We start from the raw sequence: 17,555 nt of genomic DNA, 5'->3' as shown, positions 1-17,555 counted from the left end.
AAATCCCCTAAATTCCCACCAAGACATTTAGGGGATTTCTCATGAGCACCTTCTTCCAGCAAACCGCCCAAGCCATGATTGCCAAACACATCGACCGCTTCCCACTATTGAAGTTGGATCAAGTGATTGATTGGCAGCCGATCGAACAGTACCTGAATCGCCAAAGAACCCGTTACCTCCGAGATCACCGCGGCCGTCCCGCCTATCCCCTATTGTCCATGTTCAAAGCCGTCCTGTTCGGACAATGGCACAGCCTCTCCGATCCCGAACTCGAACACAGCCTCATCACCCGCATCGATTTCAACCTGTTTTGCCGTTTTGACGAATTGAGCATCCCCGATTACAGCACCTTATGCCGCTACCGCAACTGGCTGGCGCAAGACGACACCCTGGCGGATTCGCATTTGAAGTGCAACTTTCCATAACAGAAAAAGGCCAGTATGCGGTAGCATACGGCCTTTCCTGCAAGAAAGATTGCCATGAGCTACACACAACTGACCCAAGACGAACGATACCATATCCAATACCTGTCCCGCTACTGCACCATCGCCGAAATCGCCAAACAGCTTAATCGCCACAAAAGCACCATCAGCCGCGAAATCAAGCGGCACTGCAACCAAGGGCAGCAATACAGCGCCGAGAAAGCCCAACGGCAAAGCCGGCTGACCAAACAGCGTAAGCGAAAACCCTATAAGCTAGATTCGCAGCTCATTCAGCACATCGACACCCTTATCCGCCGCAAACTCAGTCCCGAACAAGTATGCGCCTACCTGCGCAAACACCACGGGATCACGCTCCATCACAGCACCGTTTACCGCTACCTCCGCCAAGACAAAAGCAACGGCGGCACTTTGTGGCAACACCTCAAAATATGCAGCAAACCCTACCGCAAACGCTACGGCAGCACATGGACCGGAGGCAAAGTGCCCGACCGTGTCGGCATAGAAAACCGACCCGCCATCGTCGACCAAAAAGCCCGCATCGGCGATTGGGAGGCCGACACCATCATCGGCAAAGATCAGAAAAGCGCATTACTGACCTTGGTCGAACGCGTTACCCGCTACACCATCATCTGCAAATTGGACAGCCTCAAAGCCGAAGACACTGCCCTAGCGGCCATTAGGGTATTAAGGGCACATAAAGCCAGAGTGCACACCATTACCATGGATAACGGCAAAGAGTTCTACCAGCACACCAAAATAGCCAAAACATTAGCAGCGAAAACCTATTTTTGCCGCCCCTACCATTCTTGGGAGAAAGGGCTGAATGAGAACACCAACGGACTCATCCGACAATATTTCCCCAAGCAAACCGATTTCCGAAACATCAGCGATCGGGAGATACGCAGGGTTCAAGATGAGTTGAACCACCGGCCAAGAAAAACACTTGGCTACGAAACGCCAAGTGTTTTATTCTTGAATCTGTTCAAACCACTGATACACTAGTGTTGCACTTGAAATCCGAATCCAAGCCTGTCTGAATTGCTGGAACTGATTAACCGCCAACTGACCGAAAAAAACCTAAAAATAGAGAAAGCATCCGCCGCCGTCATTGACGCCACCATTATTCAAACTGCCGGCAGCAAACAGCGTCAGGCTATAGAAGTCGATGAAGAAGGACAAGTCAGCGGCCAAACCACACCGAGTAAGGACAGCGATGCCCGCTGGACAAAGAAAAACGGCTTATACAGACTCGGTTACAAACAACATACCCGTACCGATGAGGAAGGCTATATCGAGAAACTGCACATCACCCCAGCCAATACCCATGAGTGCAACCACCTGTCGCCTTTGTTGGAGGGCATTGCCGAAGGTATGACCGTCTATGCCGACAAAGGCTACGACAGCGAGGAAAACTGGCAACATCTGAAAGAACATCAGTTGCTGGACGGCATTATGCGCAAAGCCCACCGCAACCGTCCGCTGACGGAAGTGCAAACCAAACGCAACCGATATTTGTCGAAGACCCGTTATGTGGTCGAACAAAGCTTCGGTACGCTGCACCGTAAATTCCGCTACGCCCGGGCAGCCCTATTTTGGTCTGTGTAAAGTGAGTGTCCAAAGCCATCTGAAGGCGATGTGTTTGAACCTGTTGAAAGCGGCTAACAGGCTAAGTGTGCCTGTTGCTGCCTAAAAGGTGGCCCGGATGCCTGATTATCGGGTATCCGGGGAGGATTAAGGGGGCATTGGGTAGAATTAGTGGATATTTGAAACGAAAACAGCCGAAAATCTTTGTTTAGGTTTCGGCTGATGGGGGAAAAGGAATTTTGCAAAGGTCTCTATCTGTACTGTCTGCGGCTTCGTCGCCTTGTCCTGATTTAAATTTAATCCACTATAGAACCCTGTTTACGCATGAGCTATCGGGCTGTCTTCTTCCGGCCGCTCTTCTTCGTGTTCCGCGCTGTTGAGCAATTTCAGCAGCTTTTCGGTTTTTTCCGAATCTTCGCTGCGTAGGATTTTGGCGGTTTCGGTTTCGAGCAGGGCGGTGTTGCTGTGCAGGATGATGTTTTTGACGGGCAGCAGGTTGTTGGGGTTCATGGAGAAACGGCGCAGCCCCATGCCCAGCAGCATCCGCGTGTAGGCGGTGTCGCCTGCCATTTCGCCGCATATGGAGACGCTTTTTTCCATGCGGTTGGCGGTGCGGATGATGTGTTGCAGCATTTTGAGGACGGCGGGGTGGCCGGGCTGGTAGAGGTGGCTGACACTGTCGTCACCGCGGTCAACCGACAAGATGTATTGGATCAGGTCGTTGGTGCCGATAGATATGAAATCGACGAGTTTGAGGATGCTGCCGACGGTCAGGGCGGCAGACGGGATTTCAATCATGCAGCCGACGCTGACCGTGCCGAAGGTTTCGCCGCGTTCGGCGAGCTGGCGTTGGGCGGTGTCAAGGTGGATAAGGCATTGGCGCACTTCGGACAAGGAGGTAATCATCGGCCACATCATGCGCACGGGACCGTGGGCGGCGGCGCGGAGGATGGCGCGCATTTGGGTGCGGAACATGACGGGTTCGGCGAGACACAGGCGGATGCCGGTGAGTCCGAGCGCGGGGTTGAGGCTGCCGTTGGGGGTGGAATTTTGACCGAACCAGCGGGGGTTTTTGTCTACGCCCAAATCGACAGTGCGGATGGTGATGCTTTTGCCTTTCATCTTTTTCACAATCGCGCTGTACACTTCGTACTGCTCGTCTTCGGTCGGCATGGTGTCGCGGTTGAGATAGAGGAATTCGCTGCGGAAGAGTCCGACGCCGTCTGCACCGAAATTGTGCAGGGCTTTGATGTCTTCGGCGGATTCGATGTTGGCGAGCAACTCGATGTTGATGCCGTCGGCGGTAGTGGCGGCGGTTTTTTTGAGCTTGTTGAGTTCGCGCTTGTGGAGGCGGTATTCGCGGGCGAGGCGGCGGTATTCGTTGAGGACGACTTCGTCCGGGTCGATGATGAGGACGCCGTTGATGCCGTCGACGATGACGGTTTCGTTTTCGGTAATGAGCCTGCGGGCGTTGTGCAGCCCGATGACGGAAGGGATGTCGAGGCTGCGGCCGAGGATGGCGGTGTGGCTGGTCGGGCCGCCGACGTCGGTAACGAAAGCGGTGATGCGCTGCTCTTTAAAGAGGACGGTGTCGGCAGGCGAAAGGTCGTGGGCAATCAGGATGGTGTCTTCAAACAAACCTTCGGTCAAATTCAGGTCGTTGCTTTGCCCGACGAGGTTGTTGTGGATGCGGCGGACGACTTGCAACATGTCTTGTTTGCGTTCGCGCAGGTAGTCGTCTTCGATGTTGTCGAACTGGGCAGCAAGCTTGTCGCTTTGCTGTTTCAACGCCCATTCGGCGTTGATTTTTTGTTCTTTCAAAATATCGACGGGTTCGCGCGAGAGGGTAACGTCGGTCAGCAGCATAAGGTGCAGCGAAATAAACGCGCCCAATTCGGTCGGCGCGTTTTCGGGAATCGCGCTGCGCAACTGTTCCAACTCTTTGCGCGTGGCTTTGATGGCGGCATCGAAACGGGCGGCTTCGGCGTCGATGAGGTCGTCTGAAACATCGTATTGCGGCACTTCCGCCGTTCCGCGCGTAATCAGGTGGGCTTGTCCGATGGCGATGCCTTTGCCCGCCGCCACGCCGTGCAGCACGATACTCATTATTCGCCCTCGCCGAAGTAGTCGTTGATTAAATCAGTCAATGCCTTCATGGCGGCGACTTCGTCCAAGCCGTCGGTTTCCAGTTCGATGACCGTGCCTTTGGCGGCGGCGAGCATCATTAAGCCCATGATGCTTTTGCCGTTGACGCGGCTTCCGTTTTTCGTTACCCAGACTTCGCTTTGAAACTGAGACGCGGTTTGGGTGAATTTACTTGAAGCGCGGGCGTGGAGTCCGAGTTTGTTGATGATTTCGATTTGTTGTTTTTGCATGTTCGGCTTTCGGGTGTGCAGGGTCGTCTGAAAACGTGTCAGTCGGGTTAGACGGCTTCGGCGTGCTGTTTGCACACCAAATCTTCCGGTTCGGCGGTGATGGCGAAAATGCCTTTGACGGCGGCCTCCCTGACCGTTTCAGTGAAGGCGGCGAGGTCTTCCGCCATGGGCGAGTATTGGGTCGCTTTAATCATCATCGGCGCGTTCAGTCCGGTCAGGATGGCGGATTTGCCCGCGCGAACCAGCCTGCGGGCGGCGTTGCACGGCGTCGCGCCGAAGATGTCGGTCATAATCAATACACCGTGGTTTTCAGGAAACTCTTGCAGCGCGGCGATGGCATTGTTGATAATGTCGTTTTGGTCTTCGTCAGGCTCTACGCCGAGGATGCGGATGTTTTCCGGCATTCCCGTCGGGAAGAAATGATGGGTCAGGCTGCGGTAGGCTTCGCCTACTGCCTCGTGGGTAATGATTAAAAGGTTGATCATGATGTGTTCCCTGATGATTTTATTCGGCCGGTGTGGGCGAAAGTATCGTCCGTTCACCCGCCACATAGCGCGATATGGTGGCACAAAGGTCGTCTGAAAAGGTTTTCAGACGACCTTTTTTAATCTTGTCTCAGCCTTGGTTGAGCGCGTAAATCTCGCCCAAATTGCGCCAGCAGCCCGCTGCATCCATACCGTAGCCGAAGACGTAGCGGTTGGGAACATCCATTCCGACATAATCCGCCTTGGTTGGTTTTTCCTTGTCGATCAACTTGTTGGCAAACACAGCCGCACGGCAGCTTGCCACCCCCATCTCCAAGAGCTTGGACTGAATCGCTGACATCGTGTGCCCTTCGTCCAAAATATCGTCCAATACGACCACATGGCGACCCCGAATCTGCTCTGGGTCGGGCATCCGTTTCCAGTTGAACGCCCCGCCCGCCAGCTTGTCGCCGTAACGGGAAACATGAACATAATCAAAGTCCAACGGAAAGCGCAACAGCGGCAGCAACTGCCCCGTAAACACCACCGCCCCGCCCATCACAGGCAGCAGGAGCGGATATTTGTCCCCCAAGTCGCGCGTAATCTCGTCCGCCACTTTTTGCAGCGCGGCACGGCATTGGTCTTGGTCGAACAAAAGCTCGGCATTATCAAGCATGGCTTGGGTTTCAAGGCGTTTGGTTTCTAAATCGATCATGGTAAACGGGGAAATCAGTTGGGAAAAAGGAAATTATAAACCCAAATCGGGCTGAGGTCGTCTGAAAACAGAGAAGCGGGTTTTGCCATCGCTTTCAATACACCGGCCTAGCTATCAGTTGCAGTAGCAGTAGGTCGGATTCTCGAATCTGACGGCTTTTGAGATGGCGGGTTTTTGTCGGATACAAGTATCCGACCTACGGCTGAAATCCCGCTGCCGCTTTGACCCGTATTGCCGTTTTTTGAGCAGGAAAACCCTTTTCGCAGGCAAATCCCGCGTGGCGGGCGTTGGCGGAATGCGCCGAACTGGCTTGGTTTCAGTTTCAGTAGGTCGGATTCTTGAATCCGACGGTTTTTGGGATGGCAGGTTTTTGTCGGATACAAGTATCCGACCTACGGCCGGTTCGGCATTGCCGCGCAAACCAAGCTACTTATTCGGCGGATTAATCGGCAGCGTTGAGCGGGAGACTTTGACGTCGGGGCATTTTTGCTTCATCTGATAGCGGAACACTTCCGCCTTGCGTTGATTGCCGGTTTTTTCGTAATTCGTACCCAAAATCACCTCGTCCACCTGATCCTGTATATAGGCGTAAGAGACATAGACGGATTGGGTCTTATCGCAATATTCGATTTCCTCCGAATCGATTGGCTTGATGACCAGCATACGGAACTCTTCTTCGTCGCGGAAAGCAAAGTCTTTGAACAGATAGCGGATGTATTCCAAGGCTTCTTTATCTTCGTCACTGACGGCGGATTTGTCCTTGAAAAACCCGATAAGCTCTTCCAACGCTTCTTTTAATTTTCCCAAGCGGAACTGATGCCATTCTTCATTTCCGACGGGTTTCAGGCGGATACCGAATCGACTGATGTTTGTATTTAACGTGAATCGAATGGACGAACCCAAATTTTTTTTTGCTAAATTTTGATGAAGGTCGAAAGCCTTATTGGGCGCAGAAAGCCATATTTCGCATTTCTTATCTGCAATATATTCATCTTTGTAGGCAATATAAGCGACTTGATAAAGCGGCAGCTTTTCGTATTCATCATCCGGAGAATCGGCTTTCGGCTGGTCGTCTGAATCCTGTCTAGTTTTTTTTGGGGACGGGTTATGGAACGAAGCGGAAACATCTGCTTCTTCCAGCCAATCCCCGTTTTTATTGAACACCAAGCAGCAGCCCGAAGCTTCTACGTCACCTTCTTTGCCATACAGGCGGAACTGGTTCAAGTCGTTGACGCGGCTGGAGAAGCAGGTAAAAAAGGCATTGTGGGACGCGCTATCCGCCTTGTTTTCCAATCCTAAATCCTGTTGGTTCAGCAAGTCCAACAAAGCCTTGCCTTCAGACGGGTCGTTCATATAGGTCGAGCTGCCGAGCCGCATCTTACTGTCGATTTCGTTGCCATCAATCCCGAATAATATATGGCATACATGGGGGGAAGTGTAATGCGCCATCGGGGTAAAGCCCAACTCTATCGGCGTAATATGGAGAACCGCCAACACGGCTGAAACGGCATCTTGCGGTTGTGAAGTTTTGCCTTTGAAAAGCGATTCCTGTATTTCTTGTTTTTTCTTTTCGAAATAGGAATGCCAATCTTTATTGAGGTAGTCAATATCTCTTAAACCTTGACGGATGTTTTTTTCCCATTCCTTTTTTTCTGCTTCATCACTTAAATTTGATAATTGTTCGGAGGCAGCAGAAAATTTTTCGCTAGCCTGTACCGTTTTGGATGTACTTTTAGTTCTCTTAATCCATTCAAGATAACAATGACCAAGCCAAAATTGTAAAGTGATCTGTATCTTACTACGTAATTGTTGTAATTGTTCATTTTCCAGTTTCTGGGCAAGTTTTAACGACTTGTGAACATATGTAATCGCATTGACAAACAATTTATCTGCTTCATCCGTATCTTTAACCTTCATGGCCTGTTTGTAATAACAATGACCAAGCCAAGATTTAATTCTAATTTGCTCTGCAATCTGAGTGCTTTTATCCGTAATCCCGTCTAAAGCCTGATACAGCTTTTCAATCGCTTCAGCGTATTTTTTCTCCTTAAATAATAATTGGGAAGCTGCATTAATCAAATCATTCACATCCATCATCTATCCCTCTATCAAACCAATCCATTAAAAACCAATCAGACGAAAATTGTACACTATATATACCGAAGCCTTCCTTTTCTCCGCCAAAGCAGAAAACTAATTCAGTATCCGTCAAACTTGTGAAAAGGTCGTCTGAAAACCTAAAAATACGGTTTTCAGACGACCTTTCGACCATCCGCTCTTACCTGTCCGTCCTGACCCGCACAAACGTCGCAAATTTCGGCGTGCCTTTTTGAGTGAAGCCACGGTAGCGGTATGTGATGACCGAGCCGATTTTGGGCGGGTTGTCGCGGTCTTTGTCTTTGAAGCCGCTGCCGATGCGGAATTCGCCGTGTCGGTTTTTGCAGCCGACCGCGCCCAACCGTCCGGCGTTGCGCCCTTTGCCTTCATAATGCCGCGTTACCGTGCATTCGTCGTCGTATTGGCTTTTCAGCTTCAATAATTGGCTGCTCCTGCCGCCGCTATAAGGCGATTCGGGTTGGCGCAGCATCACGCCTTCGCCGCCCTGCGCTTCGATTTGTTTCAAAAAATCCATCGCGTGCTGCCGGTCGCGGACTTTGATTTGCGGGATGATGGTGATGGGCGCGTTCGGATGCGTTTTCAGCCATTGCGTTGCGACGGCGAGGCGTTGGTGGAGATTGCCCTGCGCTTTGGGTACATCGAAAACGTGCAGGCGGATGCTGCGCCAATCGCCGGAAGACGAGCGCACGGCGGCGGAAATCTGTTCAAACTGTCCGCGCCCGCGATACAGCTCGCCGTCGAGCGGATAGGGCGGGAACTGCGCAGTAAAGCCTTTGGGCGGGGTAAACGCGTAGCCCTGCCTGCTGACCAGTTGCCGCCCGTCCCAATACGCGCGCACGCCGTCGAGCTTCTCACTCATCGCCCAGCCTGTAATGTCTTGGTCTTTGTATTCCTGCGCCAGCATCAAATCCGCGCCGAGCGCCGTTTGGATGAAAAAAGCGGCAAAAATCGGTATCATGCCCTGCATTGAAGTTCTCATAAACGTTCCTGTAATGTGAGTGATTATTTCAAATATAATAATGATACCGCATAAGCAGACCGAAGGTCGTCTGAAAATATCCGCTCCGTCCAACCACTACCCAAGGAATCCCGCCTCATGGCACTTCAAGCCGAAATCATTGCCGTTACCCCTTTCCGCCAAAACTGCACCCTCTTGTGGGATGACGAAACCCGCGAAGCCGTCCTGATCGATGTAGGCGGCGACGTTTCCTACCTCCTGCAAGAGCTGGACGCGAAAAACCTCACCCTGACCGCCATTTGGCTGACCCACGGCCATCTCGACCATGCCGGCGGCGTGGTGGAATTGCGCGAACACCGCCCCGTCCCCGTCATCGGCCCCCATGCGGACGATGAATTCCTGCTGCAAGCCCTGCCCGACACGACCGCCCAATACGGCTTTCCCGTTTCCCCCGCGTTCGAGCCGACCCGCTGGCTGACCGAAGGCGAAACGCTCAAGGTCGGCAGCCACGCCTTCCAAGTCCTGCACATCCCCGGCCACACGCCCGGCCACGTCGTTTTCTACTGCGCCGAAGCAGGGCTGCTCATCGCGGGCGACGTATTGTTTTACGAAACCATAGGCAGAACCGACTTCCCGCGCGGCAACCACGTCGACCTCATCCATAATATCCGCACCAAACTGTTCGTCCTGCCCGAAGACACACGCGTCATCGCGGGACACGGCAGAATGACCGACATCGGGCATGAAAAACGGCGCAATCCGTTTTTTTAAATCCTGAAAGCGAAAGGTCGTCTGAAACACGGATAAGCGTTTCAGACGACCTTTTTATACAAAATGAGTAAAATGCAATTGGGTACACTTTAAAGGAAATTAGTAATATGAAAACCGCGCATGAAACATTAGCTGAGTTCATTCAAAAAATGAAAGATTATGAATTGTATTGGGGAGGGCTTACTCAAAAAAGTTTGGATGAAGGTACTTTTTTTGAAATTGATGAAGATGAAAACAGTAAAAAAATGTCTGATGAAATCAAAAAAATACACCAACAATTTTTATCTAAAAAAGCTTTATCTTTAAAGCGAGCTAGACAAGAAGCTCCTTCTTTTCAAATGCCACCGGAATATAACCAAACCATTACAGCCGAACGGAAAATCAGTGATAAAAAATACGAAATAGATGTGTTGGAAAATGGGGAGAAAAAGAAAACCTATACGCTGGTTTTGGAAGGCGGGGAATGGAAAATCGATCAAATGGGTTTTATGTATTACGATAAATGGAAGAAGTCCCGCCAATTGTTTTGAATAGACGATAACTTGTCATCGGTTGGCTTAAGAATCAATACCTTGATAAAGTTGATTGAAGGGCTGATTCCCGGAAAATTTGTTTTCTTAAAAAGGTCGTCTGAAACACGGATAATCGTTTCAGACGACCTTTTTATAGAAAATGAGTAAAATGCAATTTAGAACACTTCAAAGGAAATTCGTAATATGAAAACCGCGCATGAAACATTAGCTGAGTTCATTCAACAAATGAAAGATTATGAATTGTATTGGGGAGGGCTTACTCAAAAAAGTTTGGATGAAGGTACTTTTTTTGAAATTGATGTAGATGAAAACAGTAAAAAACAATCTGATGAAATCAAAAAAATACATCACCAATTTTTATCTAAAAAAGCTTTATCTTTAAGGCAAGCTAGACAAGAAGCTCCTGATTTTCAAATGCCGCCAGAATATAACCAAACCATTACAGCCGAACGGAAAATCAGTGATAAAAAATACGAAATAGATGTGTTGGAAAATGGGGAGGAAAAGAAAACCTATACGCTGGTTTTGGAAGGCGGGGAATGGAAAATCGATCAAATGGGTTTTATGTATTACGATAAATGGAAGAAGTCCCGCCAATTGTTTTGAAGAAACGATAACTTGTCGTTAGTAAATGGAGGTCGTCTGAAAAGCCCGAAATCTTTTTCAGACGACCTCAACCTACTTTGACCGCGCTCAAACCTGCTGCGCTCCGCCCATGCTGCCTGATTTGAAATAATTTTTTTAAAAATAAAAGGATAGCCTTGTATAGTGGGTTAACTTTAAACCAGTACGGCGTTGCCTCGCCTTGCCGTACTATCTGTACTGTCTGCGGCTTCGTCGCCTTGTCCTGATTTAAATTTAATCCACTATATTTTGCCCGAGGTCGTCTGAAAACCTGCGCTTTGCAAACCTGTGGTTTAGGATTAGTATAACTATACCAATTTATCCTAAATCCATTTCAAATCATTCACTTCGGAGAGATTCCATGAGCTACACGGCCCCTGTAAACGAATTGCGTTTCGGCATCCGCGTGCACGGCAGGTTGGACGAAATCCTGCAACTGCCCCATGCGGAAGGATTGGATGCGGAAACGGTGGATGCGGTGCTGGACGAGGCGGCGCGGTTTGCGTCGGAGCAATGGGCGGACACCAACCGCACCGGCGACCTGCACGGCGCGGGTTTTTCAGACGACCTGATTACCACCCATCCGGATTTGGCGCGTGCCTACTATGATTTCTGCGAAGCGGGCTGGGCGGGTTTGCGCGCGCCGGCGGAGTTTGGCGGACAGGGGCTGCCGGCGGTCGTGTCGGCGGCGTGTGAAGAGATGTGGTGCGCCGCCAACCTTGCCCTGTCGCTGATGCCGATGCTGACGCTGGGTGCGGTGGATGCGCTGTTCAAACACGGCAGCGAGGAGCAGAAACAGACCTACCTGCCGAAAATGTGCAGCGGCGAATGGGCGGGAACGATGAATTTGAGCGAATCGCAGGCAGGTTCGGATTTGAACCACATCGCCACCCGCGCCGTACCGAAGGAAAACGGTGCGTATGCCCTCAGCGGTCAGAAAGTCTTCATCACTTGGGGCGATCAGGAAATGACGGAAAACATCGTCCATTTGGTGCTTGCGCGTCTGCCCGATGCCGCGCCGGGCGTGCAGGGCGTGTCGATGTTTATCGTGCCGAAATATTTGGTGAACGCGGACGGCAGCTTGGGCGGACGCAACGGCGTGCGCGCCATCGGCATCGAACACAAGCTCGGCATACACGCCAGCCCGACCTGTACGATGGAGTTCGACAACGCCGAAGGCTATCTGGTCGGCAGGGCGGGCAAGGGTTTGGCGTATATGTTTACCATGATGAAAACCGCGCGGCTGAACGTCGGCATTGAAGGACACGCCGTCGCCGAACGCGCCTACCAAAACGCGCTCGCCTATGCGAAAGAACGCGTGCAGGGTCGCGACGAGGCGGACGGTTCAGACGACGTGGCGATTATCTGCCATCCCGACGTGCGCCGTATGTTATTGATACAAAAGGCAACGCTCGCCGCCCAACGCGCCCTGTATCTGCGCGCCGCCGCCCTGACCGATGTTGCCGCCGCCTGCTCCGACAACGTATTGCGCAAAGAAGCCGAGCGCGAACTGGATTTCCTGATTCCCATCGTCAAAGCCTGGCCGACCGACAACGGCGTCGTCCTGACCAACCTCGCCGTCCAGATTTACGGCGGTGCGGGTTACGTCGAAGAAAGCGGTGTGGCACAATACCTGCGCGACGTGCGGATTACGCCGATTTACGAAGGCACCAACGGCATACAGGCCGCCGATTTGGCAGGCCGTAAAACCACCGGCAAAAACGGTGCGCTGCCTTTGAAGCTGCTCGCCGAAGGCAAAGGGCTGGCGGACAAACTCGCCACCGCCGAACCCGCCGCCGCGCAGCAACTGGCGCAAGCCATTGAAACGGCGGAACAAAGCATCGCCCGCATGGTCGGATACGCCGACCGTTCCGCCCTCGCCGCCGCCGCGTCCAACGCCTACCTGCAACAAATGGGGCTGACGCTCGGCGCCATCGGACTCGCCCGCGCCTACCTTGCCGCCGAAGCCGCCCAAAAGGACGACGCCGACGGCTTCGGCAGCGGTTTTTACGCCGCGCAGCAACACAACGCCCGCGTCTATTGCGCCCACGTCCTGCCGCAGGTTTACGCCTGCGCCGCGCAGATTGAAAACGCGCAGGCATTGCTGGACGTGCCGTTAGAACTTTATTGACGGATACGGGTTTGAAAAGAGGTCGTCTGAAACCGGATTTTGGGTTTCAGACGACCTCTTTTGTCAGCGTTAGCGTGGATTGAAGCAGAACGCCTGAGTCGAATTGAGCCATCTGTCCGAACGGGCATTGGACGGAAATGGAAAGGAAACAGGCTTGCCGCCGCGTAAAAAGGTCGTCTGAAAACGTTTTAACGCCATTCGTCAGACGTTTTCAGACGACCTTTTATAGTGGATTAACTTTAAACCGGTACGGCGTTGCCTCGCCTTAGCTCAAAGAGAACGATTCTCTAAGGTGCTGAAGCACCAAGTGAATCGGTTCCGTACTATCTGTACTGTCTGCGGCTTCGTCGCCTTGTCCTGATTTAAATTTAATCCACTATATTTATTCCGACAAACCGTTCAGCCTTTCGGATAAAACCGCACCACATTTTCCCCCTCGGGCAGCGTCAGTTTTTTCACGGCATGGCCGTACACGGTTTCGAGTGTAACGGTCAGACCGCCTTCGGTTTCGAAAATCTTATCCACAAACGCTTCAGCCGCTTGGGCGTCGCTGAATTTCAAGGCGTGCCATAGCCCTAAGGTTTCCATGTCCTGCCGGAACGTCGCCGCCTTGCGGTAGCTCAATTCGAGCTTGGCGGTATCGGTAACGGGGTCGTAGAAACCGTTGTCGGCAAGCATGTCGCCGAGGTCGTGCATATCGATTAAGATCGGCGTTTCACACGCTATCCCCGCGTCTTTCAGACGACCTGTCAGCTCGGTCAGGCTGTCGCGGCCGAAATGGGTGAAGAATAATAAACCGTCTGTTTTCAAGGCGTTTGCCCAGTTTTGCAGGACGGGCAGGATTCCGTCCGCGCGGGGCAGGCTGAGGTTCGCCCACAACATATCGGCGGAGGCTTCGGGCAGCGGGTCGGTGAGGGCTTGGCAGTGTTGGACGACGGTTTTGCCGGTGAGTTTTTGCCAAAAACCACTTTTGCGTGCGGCTGCGGCGGTTTGGAGGAAATCGGCACGCGGGTCGTATTCTTCGAATACGGCGTTCGGATAACGCGCGGCAAGGAGGCTGCGGCTGATGTCCGCGTCCGCACCGACCAGCAGGATGCGCTTGGGCGCGTTGCGGACGATTTGCAGCCGCTCGTCGGTGTCTTGGGCGAGATGGCGGTGGATTTGCCAGCGTTTGTCTTGGGGGTTCATGTTTCAGACGACCTTTTTATTTATAATTTGATAGTATAAGTCTTCGTATAATAGGTAGAAATGTATTATTTTAATGTTGTTAAATTAATATGGATAAAATTTAATAGGTAATCCATTACTTTGAATATTATTACAACTATCCACTCTCCACTCATTAGTTACCGACAATTCTTGAGTCTCAATCTCATCTGAATAACGATTTGTCAAATAATGGAATTTTTGGTTTGTCGAACCCACCCAATTTCTTGTTGTTTCTATTTGTGTATTATCAAATTCTCCGTCGATCAATAGGTCTGTAGAGTTTAATAGCCTTTTGCTGCCTGAAAATTTATTTTCTGACAGTTCGGTATATTCGTAACCGGAAAAAACCATTACAGATAGATTTAGATTATGTGCAGCCTCGGCAATATCGGCTAATCCTTCAGCTTGTAAAAAAGGCTCTCCACCAAGAAAGGTAAGACCCTCCAGTGGATATTTTTCTGTTGCGTTTTTAAGTAATTGGATGATTTCATTCGATCGCATAAGATGGGCAGGTTTTATTTTCAGTAATTCACCATTGCAACAACCTTTACACCGTTTCAGACATCCTTGAACCCAAATTACAAAACGCAGACCCGGTCCTTCAGCTTCGGTAGCTTCAACAATATGGGATATATTCAGCCAGTGCATTATTCCAACTCGAAATCAAAATATTTTCCTGCCTGCAAGACTTTTAATGTCCTGCCTTTTAATTTATGGGGCTGTTCTACTTGCTCAAAGAGAAATTCTGCCAGTGGGTCGAATAAATATTTTGTTAACACGTTTAATACGCCGCGTCCCCCGTGTTGGTAATTTACTTGTTTGATTAATGCATCTAGTGCTTTATCCTCATTTTCAAATACAAGTTTTTCAAGCCCCCATTTTTCTTTCAGACGGCCTGTCAACGGTTTAAGTTTTGCGCGGGCTATATCTTTTAATACAACATCATCCTGTATGAAGTTAAACGGGATAATGTTTGCATCGCCTATACGTCCTAATAATTCTGGGCGGTTTAGTTCGTCTCTAAAATGAGATTGCACTGCCTGCTTAAATTGTTCTGCAATATTTTCTTTATTATCTTCGTCAGGTCGAATATTAGTTGCACCGATATTGGAAGTGAAAACAATAAAGGTATCAGCAAAAGAAATGGTTTCGCCTTTGCCGTCGGTCAATCGGCCATCTTCTAATATTTGTAGAAACTTATCTAAAATCCGCGGATGGGCTTTTTCGATTTCATCAAACAATAGCAGGGAAAATGGGCGTGTTTTCACTGCATTGGTCAATTGACCTCCTTCTTCAAAACCGACATATCCCGGCGGTGCGCCGACTAAGCGTTGATCGGCGTGTTCGTGATTAAATTCGGACATATCGAAGCGGATGCAGGCATCCTCATCACCAAATAGAAATTGTGCCAATGATTTTGCTAATTCGGTTTTGCCTACACCTGTCGGTCCGACAAAAAACAGCGAGCCTTTAGGCATACGGGCTTTAACTGAATGTTGCAACCCTGAAAGCCCGGTATATGCCCGTATCAAAATCTTGTTTACGGCTCCAATTGCCGATTCTTGTCCTTTGACTCGCCTTTGCAGCGTGATTTGGGCATCTTTCAATCTTTGATAATTCAATTTTTCCCAAGGGGAGTGGCGTTTACCATAACGGTACAGCGATACTAAATTCTGTATATTGATAGGTGCCTGCTGTTGTCTGGATAAGCGGACAAGGTTATCTATATCGCGTAAAGTCAGGGTGTCGGTCAACGTAACAAAATCTGCCAACGATTGACTTCCCGCACTCAAATTATCACTAACCTTCCACTGTGTTTGTCTTGCCAAAATAGCGGCTTCGCGTTCGGAAATATTAGGTAGGGGGATGGTTATTTCGGCAAATAAAGGATTGTTCAGATAAACGGATGGCGGTAAGGCGGTATTGCCCGAGCACAGAAAAACCAACAGGCTTTGCGGTTGGCCCATCGCTTCTGCGGTTGTTGTTTGTTCGGCATCCCGTAGGCCAGTAGCGATTTGTTGCAACCAAGCCCGTTCCGTTTCACTCAAGGCATTGATTTGCCCGAACAGATAATTTGACCAATCTACGATAAAGGCGGCTTTTTTCTGTGTTTTGGTCATGACTTGTTCAACGGTAGCAAAAAAATCCTGAGGCTGAATGGGAATGCATCCGGATATTGCTTTATTATCTTCACCGTCATCGTCAAAATCGTAAGCTTCACCGACTTCGGCCTGCATGCCGAGCCGGTTCAATCCATCCCATTCCTGAGAGGAAACACCTGATATACCATTCAAGCGTGAGTAAAATACAACCTGTTCGAAACCTTGTGCTTTTAAACTTTCTTCAATAATTCTGTTTATCGGCATTAATTTGTTATAACGGTTGAAACCTAAGTCAATGATGTTTCCGCTGATGATTAAAGCCCGACGTATCATAGATTGACGTTCAAAGTTTTCTAGCCATGTATTGATGTATTCGTTCATTTTTTTACCTTAGTGCGATTTTGCCGTATGTGTTGGATTGATGGGTTTGGCATCGGCATGTTCGTCATCCGGATTTTCCCAAAGAACACGTTCATCAGATAAATTTACACCATAAACTTCGGATAGTTTCGGCAATACTTTTTGCATATCTTCTTTACAGCGTTGCCCTTTATAGTTATCAAATTCATAGCGAACCGCACCATCTAAACGTACACGGAATTTTGCCCGGTTTCCTTGCGGGCGGCTTGCTTGGATGACAACGACGCTGTCTTCGCCGACACCTTGTTTGACCGGCGGCAAAACCGTAAAACCGGCTTGCTTCAGCGATTGATGTACGGCTTTGACCATTTCCTTACGGACTGCTTCGTTTTCAATCACCGTATCTTCGATTTGGTGGGCTTCTTGGATGATTTCTGTCAAATCCTTCTGATTTTCTTGCTCAATTTTTTGTTTTAACCGCTCGGATTCCGATTGTGGCAGATTGGCCGTTTCAATAAATCTTAAAAGATCGGACTTTTGTGTTTGTGCAACTTCGTCTTGTACGGTTTTAGCAAAATTTTTCCGTATTTCTTCGGCTTGTTGCTCTGCCGATTGTTTAATTTCGTGAATCGCCGATTTTATGTCAGCAATACTTAGATTTTCCTCCGTAATACGTTTTCGAAGTATTGCTAAAGGTTTGAATGCCAAATTTCGTGCCTGCTTATTTTCCCAATTACTTGTTTCCTGTATCCATACGTTTTTTATTTCAGCACGCAAACGTTCCGCCGCACGTTCCGCCTCTTCACGCAACAGATGTTGGTGTTCTTCCGCTACCCTTTTATTTTCCTGTGCTTCGTAACGTATGGCTTGTACAAGCTGACCAATAGCAAAACTGCGGTTACGTCCGTCATAAGCGTTCATATGCCGTACCCGTTGAATCTCAGTGCGTATGGTAGCGATGTTTTGCAAAGCAAATTCAGCCAGATCGCTGTTTTCCAAATCGTTTAGCTGCTGTTCGTAACGGCGCAGATAAATTTCCGTTGTTTGGCTGATTTCGGCTTCCCTTGCCTTGCGTGCGGCTTCGCGGATTTCCCGTTCGCGTTCCAATTGCCAACGGTTTTCGCTGATTTGACTCATTTTATTCGTCTCCTAAATCGTTTTCAGACGA

General features: G+C 49.9%; 15 protein-coding genes and 3 pseudogenes. 7 read left to right on the top strand and 11 right to left on the bottom strand.

The window, feature by feature from the left end; translation table 11 throughout:
- Positions 1 to 41 precede the first annotated feature (41 nt).
- The 3 genes and pseudogenes from ACMYUL_RS05725 to ACMYUL_RS05715 form a co-directional block, all read left to right on the top strand.
- Positions 42 to 398 (top strand): annotated as a pseudogene (locus ACMYUL_RS05725) (transposase); the annotation flags it as partial.
- Positions 399 to 479: 81 nt separating this feature from the next.
- On the top strand, positions 480 to 1,445 hold the full coding sequence (locus ACMYUL_RS05720; protein ID WP_415772528.1) for an IS30 family transposase: 966 nt from the start codon (positions 480 to 482) through the stop codon (positions 1,443 to 1,445).
- A 24-nt stretch (positions 1,446 to 1,469) separates the two neighbouring features.
- Positions 1,470 to 2,133: pseudogene (locus tag ACMYUL_RS05715) on the top strand (IS5 family transposase); the annotation flags it as partial.
- A gap of 212 nt (positions 2,134 to 2,345) precedes the next feature.
- Here ACMYUL_RS05715 and ptsP read toward each other — a convergent pair.
- From ptsP to ACMYUL_RS05685, 6 genes are all read right to left on the bottom strand, one after another.
- A complete protein-coding gene (gene ptsP, locus ACMYUL_RS05710; RefSeq protein ID WP_415772526.1) occupies positions 2,346 to 4,133 on the bottom strand; it encodes a phosphoenolpyruvate--protein phosphotransferase in 1,788 nt (595 codons plus the stop codon).
- On the bottom strand, positions 4,133 to 4,402 hold the full coding sequence (locus ACMYUL_RS05705; protein WP_003742589.1) for an HPr family phosphocarrier protein: 270 nt from the start codon (positions 4,400 to 4,402) through the stop codon (positions 4,133 to 4,135). The genes ptsP and ACMYUL_RS05705 overlap by 1 nt, the downstream gene beginning before the upstream one ends.
- 47 nt (positions 4,403 to 4,449) lie before the next feature.
- On the bottom strand, positions 4,450 to 4,887 hold the full coding sequence (locus tag ACMYUL_RS05700) for a PTS sugar transporter subunit IIA (protein WP_003755891.1): 438 nt from the start codon (positions 4,885 to 4,887) through the stop codon (positions 4,450 to 4,452).
- A 130-nt stretch (positions 4,888 to 5,017) separates the two neighbouring features.
- On the bottom strand, positions 5,018 to 5,581 hold the full coding sequence (locus ACMYUL_RS05695; protein WP_415772523.1) for a hypoxanthine-guanine phosphoribosyltransferase: 564 nt from the start codon (positions 5,579 to 5,581) through the stop codon (positions 5,018 to 5,020).
- 426 nt (positions 5,582 to 6,007) lie between these two features.
- Positions 6,008 to 7,675: a sel1 repeat family protein gene (locus tag ACMYUL_RS05690; protein ID WP_415772521.1), complete on the bottom strand. Its 1,668-nt coding sequence runs from the start codon at positions 7,673 to 7,675 to the stop codon at positions 6,008 to 6,010.
- 184 nt (positions 7,676 to 7,859) lie between these two features.
- Positions 7,860 to 8,666 carry a DNA ligase gene (locus ACMYUL_RS05685; RefSeq protein ID WP_415772891.1) on the bottom strand — a complete coding sequence of 269 codons (807 nt, stop codon included), beginning with the start codon at positions 8,664 to 8,666 and terminating at the stop codon, positions 7,860 to 7,862.
- 129 nt (positions 8,667 to 8,795) lie between these two features.
- Here ACMYUL_RS05685 and ACMYUL_RS05680 point away from each other — a divergent pair, with 129 nt between their 5' ends.
- From ACMYUL_RS05680 to ACMYUL_RS05670, 3 genes are all read left to right on the top strand, one after another.
- On the top strand, positions 8,796 to 9,428 hold the full coding sequence (locus tag ACMYUL_RS05680) for an MBL fold metallo-hydrolase (RefSeq protein WP_415772519.1): 633 nt from the start codon (positions 8,796 to 8,798) through the stop codon (positions 9,426 to 9,428).
- Positions 9,429 to 9,535: 107 nt separating this feature from the next.
- On the top strand, positions 9,536 to 9,958 hold the full coding sequence (locus tag ACMYUL_RS05675; RefSeq protein WP_415772517.1) for an NTF2 fold immunity protein: 423 nt from the start codon (positions 9,536 to 9,538) through the stop codon (positions 9,956 to 9,958).
- Positions 9,959 to 10,144: 186 nt separating this feature from the next.
- Positions 10,145 to 10,567, top strand: coding sequence for an NTF2 fold immunity protein (locus ACMYUL_RS05670; RefSeq protein WP_415772515.1), 423 nt, complete (start codon positions 10,145 to 10,147; stop codon positions 10,565 to 10,567).
- Between the two features lie 157 nt (positions 10,568 to 10,724).
- Here the strand turns inward: ACMYUL_RS05670 and ACMYUL_RS05665 are convergent.
- Positions 10,725 to 10,841: pseudogene (locus ACMYUL_RS05665) on the bottom strand (IS5/IS1182 family transposase); the annotation flags it as partial.
- 105 nt (positions 10,842 to 10,946) lie between these two features.
- On the opposite strand from ACMYUL_RS05665, the gene ACMYUL_RS05660 reads away from it, so the two are divergent.
- Positions 10,947 to 12,716, top strand: a complete 1,770-nt coding sequence (locus ACMYUL_RS05660) for an acyl-CoA dehydrogenase family protein (RefSeq protein WP_415772513.1) — start codon at positions 10,947 to 10,949, stop codon at positions 12,714 to 12,716.
- Between the two features lie 399 nt (positions 12,717 to 13,115).
- On the opposite strand, the gene ACMYUL_RS05655 is transcribed toward ACMYUL_RS05660, so the two are convergent.
- The 4 genes from ACMYUL_RS05655 to ACMYUL_RS05640 form a co-directional block, all read right to left on the bottom strand.
- A complete protein-coding gene (locus ACMYUL_RS05655; protein WP_415772511.1) occupies positions 13,116 to 13,904 on the bottom strand; it encodes a class I SAM-dependent methyltransferase in 789 nt (262 codons plus the stop codon).
- 84 nt (positions 13,905 to 13,988) lie between these two features.
- Positions 13,989 to 14,573 carry a 4Fe-4S single cluster domain-containing protein gene (locus tag ACMYUL_RS05650; protein WP_003686644.1) on the bottom strand — a complete coding sequence of 195 codons (585 nt, stop codon included), beginning with the start codon at positions 14,571 to 14,573 and terminating at the stop codon, positions 13,989 to 13,991.
- Positions 14,573 to 16,408, bottom strand: coding sequence for an AAA family ATPase (locus ACMYUL_RS05645; protein ID WP_415772509.1), 1,836 nt, complete (start codon positions 16,406 to 16,408; stop codon positions 14,573 to 14,575). The genes ACMYUL_RS05650 and ACMYUL_RS05645 overlap by 1 nt, the downstream gene beginning before the upstream one ends.
- Positions 16,409 to 16,417: 9 nt before the next feature.
- Positions 16,418 to 17,524, bottom strand: a complete 1,107-nt coding sequence (locus ACMYUL_RS05640) for a hypothetical protein (protein ID WP_415772507.1) — start codon at positions 17,522 to 17,524, stop codon at positions 16,418 to 16,420.
- Between the last annotated feature and the right edge of the window lie 31 nt (positions 17,525 to 17,555).

Origin of the sequence: Neisseria sp. CP9, from assembly GCF_047758525.1 — a bacterium.
Taxonomy (GTDB): Bacteria; Pseudomonadota; Gammaproteobacteria; order Burkholderiales; family Neisseriaceae; genus Neisseria.
The sequence above is the reverse complement of the archived record's forward strand: the minus strand, read 5'-3'. Positions and strand labels throughout refer to the sequence as shown.

What these genes read in the sequence shown, in the direction of transcription:
- ACMYUL_RS05670 (WP_415772515.1), top strand. Translation starts at nt 10,145, where the DNA reads ATGAAAACCGCGCATGAAACATTAGCTGAGTTCATTCAACAAATGAAA.
- ACMYUL_RS05650 (WP_003686644.1), bottom strand. Translation starts at nt 14,573, where the DNA reads ATGCACTGGCTGAATATATCCCATATTGTTGAAGCTACCGAAGCTGAA.
- ACMYUL_RS05685 (WP_415772891.1), bottom strand. Translation starts at nt 8,666, where the DNA reads ATGCAGGGCATGATACCGATTTTTGCCGCTTTTTTCATCCAAACGGCG.
- ptsP (WP_415772526.1), bottom strand. Translation starts at nt 4,133, where the DNA reads ATGAGTATCGTGCTGCACGGCGTGGCGGCGGGCAAAGGCATCGCCATC.
- ACMYUL_RS05645 (WP_415772509.1), bottom strand. Translation starts at nt 16,408, where the DNA reads ATGAACGAATACATCAATACATGGCTAGAAAACTTTGAACGTCAATCT.
- ACMYUL_RS05675 (WP_415772517.1), top strand. Translation starts at nt 9,536, where the DNA reads ATGAAAACCGCGCATGAAACATTAGCTGAGTTCATTCAAAAAATGAAA.
- ACMYUL_RS05690 (WP_415772521.1), bottom strand. Translation starts at nt 7,675, where the DNA reads ATGGATGTGAATGATTTGATTAATGCAGCTTCCCAATTATTATTTAAG.
- ACMYUL_RS05700 (WP_003755891.1), bottom strand. Translation starts at nt 4,887, where the DNA reads ATGATCAACCTTTTAATCATTACCCACGAGGCAGTAGGCGAAGCCTAC.
- ACMYUL_RS05720 (WP_415772528.1), top strand. Translation starts at nt 480, where the DNA reads ATGAGCTACACACAACTGACCCAAGACGAACGATACCATATCCAATAC.
- ACMYUL_RS05695 (WP_415772523.1), bottom strand. Translation starts at nt 5,581, where the DNA reads ATGATCGATTTAGAAACCAAACGCCTTGAAACCCAAGCCATGCTTGAT.
- ACMYUL_RS05660 (WP_415772513.1), top strand. Translation starts at nt 10,947, where the DNA reads ATGAGCTACACGGCCCCTGTAAACGAATTGCGTTTCGGCATCCGCGTG.
- ACMYUL_RS05655 (WP_415772511.1), bottom strand. Translation starts at nt 13,904, where the DNA reads ATGAACCCCCAAGACAAACGCTGGCAAATCCACCGCCATCTCGCCCAA.
- ACMYUL_RS05705 (WP_003742589.1), bottom strand. Translation starts at nt 4,402, where the DNA reads ATGCAAAAACAACAAATCGAAATCATCAACAAACTCGGACTCCACGCC.
- ACMYUL_RS05680 (WP_415772519.1), top strand. Translation starts at nt 8,796, where the DNA reads ATGGCACTTCAAGCCGAAATCATTGCCGTTACCCCTTTCCGCCAAAAC.
- ACMYUL_RS05640 (WP_415772507.1), bottom strand. Translation starts at nt 17,524, where the DNA reads ATGAGTCAAATCAGCGAAAACCGTTGGCAATTGGAACGCGAACGGGAA.